Raw genomic sequence first — 14,166 nt, forward strand, 5'->3', positions numbered from 1 at the left:
CGTTATAATTGAAGGCTAGATCGGTGTGTGGCGCAGCCTGGTAGCGCACTTGCATGGGGTGCAAGGGGTCGAAGGTTCGAATCCTTTCACACCGACCAATATTTACGAGGGTTAGCGGGTTAGTTCCTGCTAACCCTTTTGCATTTCTCGGGCGTGTTTGTTCATATTGTCCCCACCATTGCCCCCACTGCCGATATTGTTAGCGGTCAAACTCTCTGCCAGCATTGCCCGCATCGTGCATCGCCCAGTGCCACATGCCCAAGCCGCTTTGGTGGTGAGCTAACGGCAATCACTGCCAACTCTCCCCAAATCGATTCTGAGCCGCAAGGACCAGGGCGGCGCTTTGATCGACGTGGCAGAATTCGTGAACACAGGCGTGAAATATTTAGTCAAAATCGCCTGGCAGGAAGCGGGAGGCTAAGTGGAGCTTGTCAGCGTACAAACCAGCCGGATTCAAGTTGAGTTGCCCCTCGCGGGCTATTGGGGCGGCAATAAAGTTGATTTGTTGACCGGGCCAAATGGCTCGGGCAAGTCAGAGGCACTTACTGCCCTGGCAACCATGTTCCAGAAGAGCAAAGCTGCTCCGCCTACGGATGTTGTAGTTTGGCGTCGAGGTGGACGGAACTACACCTCGAACGCAACTGACTTTCATCTTGCTGGGCCGGAGCGCGTTGTTGCCCAAACCTTTAGCCCATTTACCCGGTTTGCTCAGCCGGCGGAAGTCGAATCCTCCCTTACGTCTATCTATTCCGAAGGGGTAGCTGCGCGCCAGAAGTACGTATGCATAGGCCTTCATAAGTCAACTCGTGTTGTTGGCGCTGGGTTGTCGAAACGCACTCTTGAACAGGCTCTCTATCGAATGAGCGAAACGCCGGAGAGCGTCGAAACTATTTTCGAGGTGATGAGAAATCTCGAACTCGAAGATTCGTTTGATCTCGTCTACGAAGTTAGGCCAGCACTAAAGCGCGTTCTGGTCTCCGGAGCTGTTGAGCAAGCTGTGGAGGCCTTACTCTCTGATTTGGAGCACCGAATATCTCCTGGGGCAACTCCAAGGACCGGTTTGAGTGCCGAGTTTAGACGTACTGATCGAGGGCAGTTAGCGGCATTGTTGAATGAGGCACTTGATGTGTTGGGTCCCAGAATTCGCGGCGGTTCCAAACTTCGGCAGCATTTCAGTGCTAAGTCCCGTATTGCCTCTCGGGACTTTGCCGAGCTTCAGTCGCTTGCATTGTTACGGAGGTTTGATCTATTGGGGCTCAAGTCCTGCGAGTTGACTTCACGTCTTGGACGCCGATTTGACGTCGCGAATGCGAGTTCTGGTGAGCAGCAGATGCTGTGCTCTCTAATTGGTCTCGCAACTGCACTTCGCAGGGAATCTTTGATTTTGATTGACGAGCCCGAGCTAAGTCTGCATCCACGCTGGCAGCTTGTGTATATAGACATGCTGCAAGCTGCGATGAGACCCTTTGAAGGTTGTCATGTGGTGATCGCAACGCATTCACCACTCATCGTGCAGCGTGGTCATAGTCTCGGAGCGGGCGTTGTTCAGCTCAGGGGTGAGCAGCCTTCCGGGCTATCTAGCGGTCCGACAAGTTCCGTTGAAGAAACTCTGCTTGATGTATTCGAGACACCAATTGCGGGAAGTGTCCACCTTGCGAATCAGATTTTCAATGCCATTACAGAAGCAGAAGACGGTGATCCAGTCGCTCGATCGCGGTCCCTCCGCGATCTTGAGCGGTTGAAGAGTATCTACTCTGATCCAAAAGGGGGTGATCCAAGATCACTGGGTCTAATTGAAGAGGCGGTTGACTTGCTGAACACAGACGAGGGTAACAATGCCTAACTTCCGACGTAAGGCTGAAGTTTTTGCAAATCTGACGAGTCTGACTGGTGAACAGTATCAAAGAATCCGTGCAGCTGGTGCAACTGATGGCACTTACTGGAATAGCCAGGGAGATGACGCAGACTTAATCAAGGGATTCCGCAACGAAGTAAAAACACATTACTACTATCGGCAGCTTCGCATGTGTTGTTATTGCAGCAAGGAATTCGATAAACATCAAGCGACCTACGATGCAGAGCATATTCTGGACAAGGATACGTATCCCCAATTCATGTTTGAGTTCACTAACTTGGCCAATTCGTGCAAAGCATGCAATGGCGCCAAAGGGGGGAAACCTGCTCTCATATCAGAGGATGTGCCGGCAGCAGTACCAGGGGAGTCGGGTGCTTACAGTATTGTTCATCCCCACTTGGACGAATGGGATGACCATCTGAAGTTTGACCCTGTGGGCCGGATTGTTGCAAAGGATGGCTCGACAAAAGGCGATCAAACGATACGCGTGTGCGGTATTCGCCATCTCAATAGCGCGCGACTGGCTGACCACTTTGCTCCGGGGGATAACCAGGCGGCAGAAAAAGCCCTTGAGGGCTACTTTCGCGTCACCAGTCCAACCTGGAAGCGCAAGTATCTTCAAATATTGCGCCGAATCGCAGATGACTATGACTTGGCAGCGGCAAAGACAATCGTTGACCTCTTGGACGCTGAAATCAACTAATGCATCGCTTCTCAGGTCGTAGTTGCCTCGGTATCGCGGCATCGCACTGCGCATCTGCCTGTCGAGTCACCGGAGCAATATCAGCTTTGGGATGGCGTCCGGTCCACACCACACAATGGCGTTTTGCTTCAGCTGTGTGCCAAGTGTCCTTGCGGCCTCCAACGATAGACCCAACACTAGGAAACTTGGTTCACCAGGCCACTCGTTGGCAGGGTGTTGTCCTATTCCGTTTAGGTAGCTGAGGCTGCGGCGCTTCAGCTCCACTTCAAATGCGCCCTGCAGATCGGCATTCTGTTGGTCGCTGTACATTGCGCCAAGAGGATTGCAGGCCGTAATGAATGCACAGCAGTCCCCCCCGGTTCTCTTGTACAGTGCCAGCAAAGCGGGGCTTTGCATGTCCACCAGGAGGGTGAACTGACTTTCACTTTCGACCCGATACGCGGTCTCTTGGTAAGCTTGAATTGTTTCTTCAGGGATCGCCGTTGATGACACGAATTAGTTCCAGGAAGGGGATTGGATCATTTTGCCGGATGTGGACCAACTGGCCACCTCAACACCTTGGTTTCCAATTGCGGGATCGGGTTTGTGTGGAAACAATGGTGGAAACACGCACTTTGTAATTGACAGTTCTGGTGAAGAATACGGTGGCTTGTACTTGGTGTTTGCGGTTGATTGGGAGTGGCGTGGATTCTTCCGCGACCAAGCTGCGGCGATGGAATATATTGCGGCAACCTACGCGTGAATTCAAATATCTGATAACTTATTGATTTTCAATGAGAAAAAATCAACTTCGAGGACCGTACTGGATTTTGCTGGAGTTGAGAGATATTGCATTGGGGTGCAAGGGGTCGAAGGGTCGAATCCTTTCACACCGACCAGAATATGAAAGCCTCCAAGGGTATCCTTGGGGGCTTTTTGTTTAGGGAGGACTGATCACATGCCCATCCGCACAGCTCTTTGGAAAGTTGCCACCCAGCCCATGCAGCTGGCTGAGGCCAGCTTGCCCAGCGAAAAACTGCTGGAGTCGATGATCGTCGCGCAGCCGCTGTTGCTGTCCGATGCTTGGATGCACATTGGTCGTCAGGAACGCACTGGCCAAGGCGGCGTAGTAGACCTGCTCGCCATCGCGCCGGACGGTTCATTGGTGCTGATCGAACTGAAGCGGGACCGCACACCGCGCGACGTGGTTGCACAGGCACTGGACTATGCAAGCTGGGTCGAATCGCTGCAGTCCGATGACATTGCCGCCATTTATGGCCGGTTTGCGGCAGGCCGCAATCTGTCAGATGACTTTCGAGCTCGTTTCGGCCAACCTTTGGACGAAGACACGCTCAACCAGACGCACCAGATTGTCATTGTTGCGGCCGAGTTAGACGACAGCACCGAACGCATTGTTGCCTACTTGAACAAACGCGACATTGCCATCAACGTGTTGTGCTTTCAGGTTTTCAATTCTGGCGCAGATCAATTGCTGAGCCGTTCATGGTTGCTGGACCCTGTGCATACGCAGGTCAGCGCCGCACCCGCCGGCGATGGGCCGGCTGAGCCGTGGAATGGGGAGTTTTACGTCTCTTTTGGCGACAGCCTCACCCGCAATTGGGATGAGGCCGTCCAGTACGGGTTCATCTGCGGTGGCGGCGGTGCTTGGTACAGCCGCACGCTCCAGCTTCTCAACATTGGTGACCGGGTGTGGGTTAATGTGCCACGCACAGGCTATGTGGGTGTGGGCAAGGTGACGGGGCGCGCGCAGCAGGCGCTGGACTTCAAGCTACCCACCCCAGATGGCAACGCCGCAGCATTGGATGTGCTTAAGAAGGGCAGCTACCACCGCGAGCTGGCCGGCGACCCCGAGCGTTGCGAGTGGTTTGTTCCTGTTGAATGGAGGACGACCGTGCCTCTGGCCAATGCTGTGCAAGAGATCGGCTACTTTGGCAATCAGAACACAGTGTGCAAGCCTACGACGCCGAAATGGCGGAGTACCGTGGAGAGACTGAAGGAAAAATTCGGTTTGTAGTTGGGTGGCCGCAAGCTAACATGCCTAGACTGCTTTTCTACATTGTTAGCGTAACAACACATTCCTCCCCCAGCATGTCAATGACCTTCACCGCAACTTTTGATCCAACAGCCGAACCACTAAGTTCGTAGCGGCCTGCAACAAAGTCTTGCTTGCGCTCGGGCACATCCGCCAAGGTCACATTGAATACCTCGCCGTTGTGATTGGCGTCTATCAAGACGCAATCGACAACAGCGCGCCAATCGGGTATCTGGGCCCGGAAAATTCCCTCTTGAAGATCAAGGCGCGCAATGATGCTGGGCGATATCACATCGTCAATCTTCACGACCAGCTCGTCACCATCGTGTTGAATGCTGGCTTGCACTGACATCGGCTCGTGTTTGATAAAGCCCCCAGCTTTGCGGTCCGTGCGCAACTCAATCAAATGGATTTTGTTGATAGGTCGATTGTGGTTGTAGTGCTCCACCCATTCGCGCGCTTTGTGCTCTTGTCCCAGGCTGACGACCAACAGTTCGCGCTCTTCGTCGGGCCGATTCTTGAGTTCTGTGCGCAGCGCCTCCAAGTCTAGCGGCGTGAGTGGATGATTGAGTGGAATGATTTTGACCAGCATCTTGCCGCGCGTACCGTCAAAGAACGGGTCGGTTCGGGTGCGCGTGACGCCCAGATGTTCGCAGGCCAGTTCGACGGCCTCATTGTGCTGGATGTGCAGGTCGTAATCGTTAACACGCCAAGTTGTGTACGAAAGTTGAACTGGCGTTGATGTAACTTTGTCCTGAGCCATAAGTTCACCTTGCTTGCCAATGCGCAAGCTCGTTGTTTGGTCACGCATCACGCCTTGAAGTCGCTTCGCCGTAGTTTGAATTGCGCCCTTGTTAATGTCGCAGCATATCCAGCGACGTCCAAGCTTTTGAGCAGCCACAACGGTTGTACCGGAGCCCACAAAGGCATCCAGAACAAGGTCACCAGGATTAGATAACGCGGTCACTATCCGCTCGATTAGTTCAACGGGCTTCTGAGTGGGATAGTCCGTATGCTCATGGCTACGGGTATGTTCGCGGCTAATCTCCCAAACATCGCGCATTGGTACGCCTAAAGATTCTTCTTCGGTTTCTCGCTTGATCTGCGTGCCATCTTCTGATGTCATTGTTGTCAAGCGTTTGCCTCCATAGTCACTCAATGTACGTTCTGATGCCGACTCGTACAGCTTGTTGAAGGTATGTGCGTTATTGTTACCTTTTGTGTACCAGAACAAGTTGTCATGCATGGACTGGAACGCTTTCGAGTTTGTCGGCCATCGGCGGTAGAACCAAATAATTTCGTTTTTGAACTGTTTGTCAGATCCAAACACCTCATCTAATAAGCATCGAAGATGGTGCGACCTGCCGCTATCACAATGCAGGACCAAACTACCATCTTCATGCAAGAGTTCACGCAACATCAAAATCCGTTCATACATGAATTGAAGATAGTTGTCGTTGCTCCATATGTCGGTGTACTGAACCTGCTCACCGAGAGCGTAATCCTCGCCGTCGATCTTTACAGTACCTTTTGGACCGCGCAACTTCACCGTGCGCACGTAGTCTGCCCCACTGTCAAACGGCGGGTCTATGTAAATCAGCTTGACCTGTCCGCGAAAGCCGTTTGCCAACAGGTGCGCCAATACCTCCTTGTTATCCCCGTGATACAGCAGGCCGCCGTGCGGCAGATCTTTGGGCCACACGGACCAATCAGCAGAGTCAGGGGGCAATGGACGTGCAGCATCGTCCGCACTGAACCGCTCAATATGTTGCGCTGGGAAAGCCGTAACACGGCCCAGCGGCTTCTTGCCTACCCAACTCAACATAGGCCGCCCTTTGGCACGGCCTACCGTCACATCTGTGGGTTTCTTCTTTGTCTTGGCTTGTTCGGTCATAGCGGTAGATCAAGTGGCCGCAGGCGCAGCGATTACTTTGGCCGTGATGAAGTCCAGCACGGTCTTTTTGCCAGCGTCATGCAAGGCAGTGTCGGCGAACATGACGTGGTAGCTGAGACGGTCTGGATTTAGCTGTTCCCAGCGTTTCAAAGCCACGGCCTTGCGGCCTTCAAGCGTTTGTGCCGCCGCCCCTACCGCGTGACGAGCCATATCCGCATCAATATCCGGGCTGAGCTTGTCATTTTTCACCTCAACCACGAGGTGCTTGCCATCTGCACGGCGCAGCACGAAGTCCGGCGTGTAGGTGTGCCACCGTCCATCGTCGCCCAAGTACTCAGCCCGTAGGTCGGTCTTTCCCGCATCGGTCAGCCCGCCCGTGAACCACACGCCCTCAATCTGATGGGAGTGCGTCTGCAGCAGGCCCAGCGTCCAGTTCAGGAACTCGGCTTCTGGGTTGGAGTCGAAGTTGTAGCCTTCATAGTGAAAGCTGCTTTGCAGGGCGTGCGCCGCATTAGCGGTTTCATTGGCCGTCCTGTAGAGGTGTTGGTTTTTCTTGTCAAAGCTGATGCGGGCTGTGTAGACCGGCTGGCCGTTTACTTCGGCACGATCGAAGCCATCGGCCTTGACCAGTGCCACGGCTACCTCGATTTCGTCCCATGCCTCTTCGTACTGGTTGCGCTGCGCCTCAATCTGTTCGCCGATTGCATCCATGTGGTGGTCGGGTACTTCCTGCGTCTCATAGACGCGGCGAATTGCGGCCAATAGTTCAATAGTTGGCAGGTGGTGGCTTGCGGCCAGCCGGGCGGCAGCGGTATAGCAATCAAGCATGGGGGTAAACGACTCCAGCAGAACGTTTGCGGCATCGAGTCGTTGCATGCGCGTATCACCGCTGGCGGTAAGCACCGGGCTCCACGTTTGGACCACCGGGCCAACGGGTGTAGGGACATCGGGCAAGGTGAATACCAATGGCGCGAAATCAGCGGGAACGGCCTTGCGTTGGATTCGGAGCACGCGTTTCTTGATCAGCAAAGCTGGCAAGTGCGGTTTGTGCAGGTGAATGGTCTTTTCGACCCGTTCTGCTTGCTGGGTGTCCAGCGCTCTGAGGCTGGTGCCGTAAGTCTCCGTCAACTGGTCTTCCAGCGTCTTTTTGTTGCTGGCCGTCAGGTAGACACGAGCAGGCTTGGTGTTGCCGGGAACTTGGCGTAGACAGCGGGTGGCAGCCTGCAGCACAAAATTGTTGCTGGTCGCCAGCTTTCGCACCAACGCACAGGCAAACAGGCTTGGGCAGTTCCACCCCTCGGTCCCCATGTTGACTAGCAGTAATACACGATGGGGTGCCCCAGGGTCGCGCGCCACGGCTTCAAAGGAACGCCGGGTTGCCTCGTTGGACTTGTTGTCCACTGACAGCAATGCGTCTGGACCGATGCCGTGGGCCAACAATGCGGACTCAATACTGGGTCGCAACTCGTCGCGGGTCTCAAGATTGGGAAAATACAAGGCAAGGCGTGCGGGGGCACCGTTCTCAAGAGCAACGGGCCAATAGTCTTTTACGAAATCATCGACCACGCTTTCCACCATTCGCTCTGAATCACCATCACCGAGTTCAAGCACCTTGATGCCGTTGGCAAGTTCTTTCAGAACGCCATCGCGAATACCCTCACCCAGACCATACCAGACCACCACATCACGTAGTGGTTGCCGCTCAAAGTATGGCGTTCCGGTGGCATTGATGGTGACAATAAGATTGGTTTCTTGCGCCAGGTAGTCGATGGTACGACGCACCTTCTTGATGCCATCCTCCTTGAATTCCAATTCGCCGGTGTCTCTGTTATTTTCCCATTTGCCTAGCAGCTTCTGGCCATAAGTGTGGTGCGCCTCGTCCGAAAAAACTGCTAAGTGCGGTAAGGATGCGATGGCTTGAAGGCGCAGATTCGCCATTGCCGTCGCTTCTTCTTCCTTGCTGCCCGTGAAAAGCCGACTTTGCGCGGCACTGCGCACCGTCGGTTTTTGGATACGAATCTTTTCGGTGTTTGTGACGATGACGTTAAAGCTGCTGCCCAAAGTGATCGGGATTTGTTTGTCCCCGTCGCGAGTGAACGTGAGCTTCAAGCTCGCCGCAAACGGCTTGTGCAGGCGGGCGGGCAACAAGCGTTCAAACGGTATATCAGCTAATTCCCGCAAGGCGCTGAGGATGGTCTTCCCTGGGGCAAAGACCAGCGCATTTTGCACAAACGGGCCGTCTGGATATTCGAGCGCCATGGCGAACTCAGTGGCGACGATGGACCCCATCAAAATGGTTTTGCCTGCTCCCATGGCGAGCGCCAAGATGTAGCTGGGGTAGTCCAGGGAAAACGTTTCGCGCAAACTCTCAAGCCCGTGTTTGCGAACAAATGCATTGTCGGTTTGCACACGATTGATCACTTCTTCCAGGCTGGTATCGGCGATCAACTCCGTTAGCTCATTGGAATTGAGGCCCATGGCGGCCCGGCGTTCGCTTTTCTTGGGGAACAGTGTTGCGTAGAGATCGGGGATGCGCGGTGTATTCAGCACCAGCCGCAGGTACCAATAAGTTTCCAACGCACGAAACTGCGCGCGACGCAAGTAGCGCAATTGGTCCGTGGTGGGATCTTCTAACGCGAAGTCCAGAATTTCGGCAATCGCGGGGAACTCAGGACAATCGTAACGAGCCTTGCGCCATTCATCCACGCGAACGGCTAAGGCTTGAAACAGGTGATTCATAGGTTGAGCGAGCGAAATTCGAATGTATTGCGGCAAGTATCGCACCTTGCCTGCCTCTCTCTGCTACACCGTTCAACTGGCTAGTGCCGCCTCAGGTAAAAACACCGCGCACAAACCTGCCGGTACCGGCTGTGCCCCCCAATCTCCACCTGCACCCCCTCGCGCTCGCGCTCGCCGTCAGCGACCACGCGTATGCTCATGGTGGTCTTGCGGTCGCAGCTGCAGATGTCCTTGATCTCTTCAATGTCCTCGGCCAGGGCCAGCAGTCAGGCGGCGCCCAACGCCAATATTGGATGGACGACAATACCCGCAAACGCTACCGCGATTGTGAAATTGACCCGCGCCCCGAGCTTGCAGCAAGAGACACCCCCCAAAGCCAAAAGGACCAGTTTGACGGCTATTTTGGCGATGGTGTTCACCTGCCTGTTGTTGCTGCTTTTTCCGCCGCAGCTCTGGGCGGCTGACGACAAGGTTTTGGATGTATCCGCCGAGTCCAACCAAGCCGCACTGCCGCTGACAGAATACTTCACCGTCCTGGAAGACCCAGGCCAGGCGTTGAGCCTGGCCGACGTGCGAAAGCCCGAGGCTGCCGGCCGCTTCCAGCCCGTGCCGCCTAATCGCCAGGCAGACCTGGCCTTTGGCTTTACCCGCTCTGCCTGGTGGCTGCGCCTGCATCTGCGCAACGGCAGCAGCCAGGCTGTGGAGCGCATGCTGCAGATAGACCACGCGCGCATCACCAGCGTGCAGTTTCACGAGCCGCTTGAAGCGGGGGGCTACCGCTCGGTCGTCACCGGCACTGCCGAGCCCTTTGCCACCCGGGCCTATGCCAACCGGGGCTTTGTCTTCCCCATCGCGGTGCCGGCGCAGGGTGACAAGGTGGTGTTTCTGCGGCTGCAGTCGGTGTCCACGCTGGTGGTGCCTGCGCGGCTGTGGGCGCCGCAGAGTTTTTATGCCCACGAGCGCGCTGACTACAGTGCCCAGGCCTGGTATTTCGGCATGGCCAGCGCGATGATCTTGTTCAACCTGCTGCTGTTCGTCGCGCTGCGCGACGTGATTTACCTGCTCTACGTGGGCCTGGTCACGTCCATGGCGCTGACCTTGGGCACGCAGAACGGGCTGACCAAAGAGTTTCTGTGGCCGGGCGCGCTGGGGTGGTCTGACATCTCCTTCATCGTTTTCAGCATGCTGGCCTTTGTGTCGGTGCTGCTGTTCATGCGCCTGATGTTGAACACGCGGCAGCTCATCCCCCGGCTGGAGCCGGTGCTGAAAGTGTTGGTGGTGGTGTTCTTGCTGATACCGGTGGGCATGGCGGTGGCGTTCCAGGCGCTGGTGCGGTGGTCCACGCTGCTGCAGTTCGCCACGTTGGTGTTGATTTTGGGCGTGGGGGTGTACTGTGCCTTCGTCAAGCGCCAGCGCAGCGCATATTTCTTTCTGGCGGCTTTTGCCGCGCCGCTGGTGGGCGCCTTTCTGATGGTGCTGCGCAACCTGGGGGCCTTGCCCACCAATGCGCTGACGGTCAACGCCTTGCAGATCGGCTCAGCCGCCGAGATGCTGCTGTTGGCCCTGGCGCTGGCAGACCGTTTCGAGCGCACCCTGCAGTTGCAAGCGCTGAACGACAAGCTGGAGGCGCTGAGCATCACCGATGCGCTGACCGGCATTGCCAACCGCCGCCGCTTCAACGACGTGTTGGCTGCGGAATGGAGCCGCGCCGCGCGCCTGGGCCAGCCCCTGGCGGTGGCGCTGATCGACGTGGATTGGTTCAAGCCCTACAACGACCACTATGGCCACCAGCGGGGCGACGAATGCCTGCACGCGGTGGCCCAGTGCATCGCCGCCACCGTGTGCCGCACCGGCGACCTGGTGGCGCGCTATGGCGGTGAGGAATTCGTCTTCATCGCGCCCAATACCGACAACGCCGCCGCGCTGAGCATGGCGACCAAGGTGTGCGAGGCTATCCAGGCGCTGGCCCTGCCCAACGAGCGCTCGGATTTTGGGCTTGTGACGGTGAGCATAGGTGTGGCGGCCGTGGTGCCGGGGGAGGGCGGCAGTGCCCAACTGCTCAAACGCGCGGACGATGCCTTGTACCGTGCCAAGCAGCAGGGGCGCAACCGGGTGGTGTTGGGCGTGTCTGGTTGACCACGCGCCTGAGCGGCAGGCGCTGCAGCCTCAGTGCTGCCCCAGGTAAAAGCAGCGCGCGCACACCTGCCGGTAGCGGCTGTTGCCGCCAATTTCCACCTGCACCCCTTCGCGCACGCGGTCGCCGTCGGCGTCCACGCGTATGTTCATGGTGGCCTTGCGGCCGCAGCTGCAGATGGTCTTGATCTCTTCAATGTCGTCGGCCAGGGCCATCAGCCAGGCGGCGCCGTCAAAAGGCTTGCCCTGAAAGTCGGTGCGCAGGCCAAAGCAGATGATGGGCAGGTTGCAGGCGTGGGCCACGCGGTGCAGCTGGCGCGCCTGCGCGGGGCTGAGAAACTGCGATTCATCAATCAGCGCGCAGGCAATGCCTTGCTGGGCGCGCAGCATCAGCAGCGCATAAAAGTCGGTGGCAGCGTCAAACACCTGGGCGTCGCGCGTCAGGCCCAGGCGTGAGGCGATCTTGCCCACGCCGGCGCGGTCGTCTATGCCGGCGGTGAACAGCAGCACCTGCTGGCCTTGTTCCTCATAGTTGTAGGCAATTTGCAGCAGCGATGTGGATTTGCCGGCGTTCATCGCCGAATAACGGAAAAACAGCTTGGCCATGGGTTCTCGTGGTCTTCTCTGACCATGATTATCGCCATGGCGGCGCCGGGCCCTGTGGCCCGGTTTGGCGGGTTTCCACTGTCAAGGCTGGGTCCTGTTTGTAACGCCCGGTAAGGGCTGTCCCACCGGCTGGAACGCGGCGCGTTGCAGGGGTGTCCAAACTGCATCACTACCCAAGTTGGGAGACACCTTATGAAACCCCTTATCTCTGGCGCGCTGGCCGCGAGCGCGGCGCTGCTGCTCAGCGGCTGCGTAGTGGCGCCTGCCGGCCCTTATTACCGGGGTGGTGGCGTGGCCTATGGCACGCCGGGCGCCTATGGCGCCACCTACACCAATGGCTATGGCGAGGTGGTGATGGTGGCGCCGCCCGCGCCTTACCAAGAGGTGGTGCCGGTGTCACCCGGCCTGGGCTATGTGTGGCTGGGTGGCTACTGGGGCTGGGCGGGTGGCCGGCACGTGTGGCACGGCGGCCGTTGGGAGCAGGGGCGGCCGGGCCATACCTGGGTGCCGCACAACTGGACGCGCTCGGGCAATGGCTGGCGGCTGGATGGGGGCCGCTGGCAGCGGCATTGATGCAGGGCGGCGCTGAGCGCTGAAGCCGTGCCTGCGCCTGTTCACTTGCCGGGGTAATACTGCGCCAGCAGCAGGGTGGCCTTTTTGGCGCCGTCCACGTCGTTGATACGCTCTTTCGAGTCCACCAACAGCTTCAGCAGCAGCTCGGGCGGCTTTTTGGAGGCGGCCACGCTGCGGTCGAGCTCGACGTCCAGCACCTTGGCGGTGTTGGCGTAGTCGTCGATGATGTAGTAGCTCTGCGCGCGCAGCATGCCGGTGTTGGGGTTGGTGCCACCGGCGGCGGCGTAGCGGTCGAACCAGGTGGCGGCCTTGGCGTATTCCTTCTTGTGGTAGTGCAGGCTGGCGATGACCTCCAGCTCGGCGATGCGGTCGGCGGGCTTCATCCAGTCGCCTTCGGCGGCGACCAGGTACTGCTTGCCGGCTTCGTCGGCGTCGTTCTTGCTCAGGGCCAGCTTGCCCTTCACGCGGGCGATCACGTGCAGCTCATAGGGGGACTTGCCTTGGGCGCTCTCTGCCTTGGCGATTTTCTCGGCCGCGCCGACGGGCTCCATGTTGGCGATCATGCGCTGGGCGTCTTGCAGGGGGATGGCCACTTCGGGGCGCAGCTTGCCTTCGGTGGCGGCGCGGTTGTTCATCTCGTAGTTCTGGTCGCGCGTGGCCATGGAGTTGACGGTCATGTCTGGCCGCTGGGCGTGAACGGGCAGGGCCAGTAGCGCGGTGGCGGCAGGCAGGCTGCAGATGGCCAGGTGGGCCAGCCGGGTGGTGAAATTGCGCATCTTGCTCCTCTTGGGTGTGTCGGTCGTCCGGCCCATTCTAGTGAAAGCAAAACACCCGCCGCGGCGGGTGTTTGCGTGGCGGGAAGGGCGCGCGGCGCTTACTTGCTGCCGGGGTAATGCTGTGCCAGCAGTTGCTGGGCTTTTTTGGCGCCTTCCATGTCGGCCACGCGTTCCTTGGAGTCCACCAACAGCTTGAGCATCAGCTCGGGCGGCTTGGCGGATGCGGCCAGCGTGCGGTTGAGCTCGGCGTCCAGCACCTTGGCTGTGTTGCCGAAGTCGTCCAGGATGTAGTAGCTCTGCGCGCGCAGCATGCCGGTGTTGGGGTTGCTGCCGCCGGCTTCGGCGTAGCGGTCGAACCAGTTGGCGGCCTTGGCGTATTCCTTCTTGTGGTAATACAGGCTGGCGATGACTTCCAGCTCGGCGGCGCGGTCGGCGGGCTTCATCCAGTCGCCCTGGGCCGCCGCCAGGTATTGGCGGCCGGCCTCGTCCGGGTCGAGCTTGGCCAGCGCCAGCTTGCCCTTCATGCGGGCGATCAAATGCAGCTCGTAGAGCGATTTGTTTTGTTCGCGCTCGGCCTTGGCGATCTTGTCGGCCGCGCCGGCGGTGTCGCCACTGGCGATCAGGCGTTGTGCATCCTGCAGGAAGCGGGCCGTCTCGGGGCGCAGCTTGCCTTCGGTGGCAGCACGGTTGTTCAGCTCGTAGTTCTGGTCGCGCGTGGCCATGCTGTTGACGGTCATGTTCGCACGGCCCTCATGAAAGGACATGGGCTGGGCTTGTGCGGCCAGTGGCAGCAGCATGGCCGCCGCCAGCCCCAGCACGGCCAGGCAATTCGTCATTCCGCTTGATATACGCATG

General features: G+C 57.8%; 13 protein-coding genes and 1 tRNA gene. 7 read left to right on the forward strand and 7 right to left on the reverse strand.

Annotated elements, in window-relative coordinates; all coding sequences use genetic code 11:
* Positions 1–21: 21 nt before the first annotated feature.
* The 3 genes from AC1DX2_RS00565 to AC1DX2_RS00575 all read left to right on the forward strand — a co-directional run bounded on the left by AC1DX2_RS00565 (position 22) and on the right by AC1DX2_RS00575 (position 2,558).
* Positions 22–98: transfer RNA gene (locus AC1DX2_RS00565), tRNA-Pro, on the forward strand.
* Between the two features lie 323 nt (positions 99–421).
* The gene (locus AC1DX2_RS00570; RefSeq protein WP_477194333.1) at positions 422–1,843 is read left to right on the forward strand and encodes an ATP-binding protein; all 1,422 of its coding nucleotides are present in this window, start codon (positions 422–424) and stop codon (positions 1,841–1,843) included.
* Positions 1,836–2,558 carry an HNH endonuclease family protein gene (locus AC1DX2_RS00575; RefSeq protein ID WP_477194334.1) on the forward strand — a complete coding sequence of 241 codons (723 nt, stop codon included), beginning with the start codon at positions 1,836–1,838 and terminating at the stop codon, positions 2,556–2,558. The genes AC1DX2_RS00570 and AC1DX2_RS00575 overlap by 8 nt, the downstream gene beginning before the upstream one ends.
* A 66-nt stretch (positions 2,559–2,624) precedes the next feature.
* On the opposite strand, the gene AC1DX2_RS00580 is transcribed toward AC1DX2_RS00575, so the two are convergent.
* A complete protein-coding gene (locus tag AC1DX2_RS00580; RefSeq protein ID WP_477195734.1) occupies positions 2,625–2,954 on the reverse strand; it encodes a DUF3293 domain-containing protein in 330 nt (109 codons plus the stop codon).
* A 136-nt stretch (positions 2,955–3,090) separates the two neighbouring features.
* Here AC1DX2_RS00580 and AC1DX2_RS00585 point away from each other — a divergent pair, with 136 nt between their 5' ends.
* Together AC1DX2_RS00585 and AC1DX2_RS00590 are read left to right on the forward strand one after the other, a co-directional pair.
* A complete protein-coding gene (locus AC1DX2_RS00585) occupies positions 3,091–3,300 on the forward strand; it encodes a hypothetical protein (RefSeq protein WP_477194335.1) in 210 nt (69 codons plus the stop codon).
* Positions 3,301–3,495: 195 nt separating this feature from the next.
* Positions 3,496–4,572 (forward strand): endonuclease NucS domain-containing protein, encoded by a 1,077-nt coding sequence (locus AC1DX2_RS00590; RefSeq protein WP_477194336.1) that lies wholly within the window; start codon positions 3,496–3,498, stop codon positions 4,570–4,572.
* 37 nt (positions 4,573–4,609) lie between these two features.
* Here the strand turns inward: AC1DX2_RS00590 and AC1DX2_RS00595 are convergent, their stop codons facing one another.
* The 3 genes from AC1DX2_RS00595 to AC1DX2_RS00605 form a co-directional block, all read right to left on the reverse strand.
* Complete coding sequence (locus AC1DX2_RS00595; protein WP_477194337.1) at positions 4,610–6,484, reverse strand: site-specific DNA-methyltransferase; 1,875 nt, start codon at positions 6,482–6,484, stop codon at positions 4,610–4,612.
* Positions 6,485–6,493: 9 nt separating this feature from the next.
* On the reverse strand, positions 6,494–9,223 hold the full coding sequence (locus tag AC1DX2_RS00600) for a hypothetical protein (protein ID WP_477194338.1): 2,730 nt from the start codon (positions 9,221–9,223) through the stop codon (positions 6,494–6,496).
* Positions 9,224–9,303: 80 nt separating this feature from the next.
* Positions 9,304–9,489: a hypothetical protein gene (locus AC1DX2_RS00605; protein WP_477195735.1), complete on the reverse strand. Its 186-nt coding sequence runs from the start codon at positions 9,487–9,489 to the stop codon at positions 9,304–9,306.
* Between the two features lie 208 nt (positions 9,490–9,697).
* On the opposite strand from AC1DX2_RS00605, the gene AC1DX2_RS00610 reads away from it, so the two are divergent.
* Positions 9,698–11,359 carry a sensor domain-containing diguanylate cyclase gene (locus AC1DX2_RS00610; protein ID WP_477194339.1) on the forward strand — a complete coding sequence of 554 codons (1,662 nt, stop codon included), beginning with the start codon at positions 9,698–9,700 and terminating at the stop codon, positions 11,357–11,359.
* 30 nt (positions 11,360–11,389) lie between these two features.
* On the opposite strand, the gene AC1DX2_RS00615 is transcribed toward AC1DX2_RS00610, so the two are convergent.
* Positions 11,390–11,962 (reverse strand): thymidine kinase, encoded by a 573-nt coding sequence (locus AC1DX2_RS00615; RefSeq protein WP_477194340.1) that lies wholly within the window; start codon positions 11,960–11,962, stop codon positions 11,390–11,392.
* 192 nt (positions 11,963–12,154) lie between these two features.
* Here AC1DX2_RS00615 and AC1DX2_RS00620 point away from each other — a divergent pair, with 192 nt between their 5' ends.
* On the forward strand, positions 12,155–12,535 hold the full coding sequence (locus AC1DX2_RS00620) for a hypothetical protein (protein ID WP_477194341.1): 381 nt from the start codon (positions 12,155–12,157) through the stop codon (positions 12,533–12,535).
* A 41-nt stretch (positions 12,536–12,576) separates the two neighbouring features.
* Here the strand turns inward: AC1DX2_RS00620 and AC1DX2_RS00625 are convergent, their stop codons facing one another.
* Both AC1DX2_RS00625 and AC1DX2_RS00630 read right to left on the reverse strand, forming a co-directional pair.
* Positions 12,577–13,311: a hypothetical protein gene (locus tag AC1DX2_RS00625; protein ID WP_477194342.1), complete on the reverse strand. Its 735-nt coding sequence runs from the start codon at positions 13,309–13,311 to the stop codon at positions 12,577–12,579.
* 98 nt (positions 13,312–13,409) lie between these two features.
* The gene (locus AC1DX2_RS00630) at positions 13,410–14,165 is read right to left on the reverse strand and encodes a tol-pal system YbgF family protein (RefSeq protein ID WP_477194343.1); all 756 of its coding nucleotides are present in this window, start codon (positions 14,163–14,165) and stop codon (positions 13,410–13,412) included.
* Position 14,166 lies beyond the last annotated feature (1 nt).

The organism is Hylemonella sp. P2_B10 (assembly GCF_056404875.1).

Coding starts and splice junctions, on each gene's coding strand:
- AC1DX2_RS00575 (WP_477194334.1), top strand. CDS start 1,836: ATGCCTAACTTCCGACGTAAGGCTGAAGTTTTTGCAAATCTGACGAGT.
- AC1DX2_RS00580 (WP_477195734.1), bottom strand. CDS start 2,954: ATGCAAAGCCCCGCTTTGCTGGCACTGTACAAGAGAACCGGGGGGGAC.
- AC1DX2_RS00590 (WP_477194336.1), top strand. CDS start 3,496: ATGCCCATCCGCACAGCTCTTTGGAAAGTTGCCACCCAGCCCATGCAG.
- AC1DX2_RS00595 (WP_477194337.1), bottom strand. CDS start 6,484: ATGACCGAACAAGCCAAGACAAAGAAGAAACCCACAGATGTGACGGTA.
- AC1DX2_RS00600 (WP_477194338.1), bottom strand. CDS start 9,223: ATGAATCACCTGTTTCAAGCCTTAGCCGTTCGCGTGGATGAATGGCGC.
- AC1DX2_RS00615 (WP_477194340.1), bottom strand. CDS start 11,962: ATGGCCAAGCTGTTTTTCCGTTATTCGGCGATGAACGCCGGCAAATCC.
- AC1DX2_RS00620 (WP_477194341.1), top strand. CDS start 12,155: ATGAAACCCCTTATCTCTGGCGCGCTGGCCGCGAGCGCGGCGCTGCTG.
- AC1DX2_RS00625 (WP_477194342.1), bottom strand. CDS start 13,311: ATGCGCAATTTCACCACCCGGCTGGCCCACCTGGCCATCTGCAGCCTG.
- AC1DX2_RS00630 (WP_477194343.1), bottom strand. CDS start 14,165: ATGCGTATATCAAGCGGAATGACGAATTGCCTGGCCGTGCTGGGGCTG.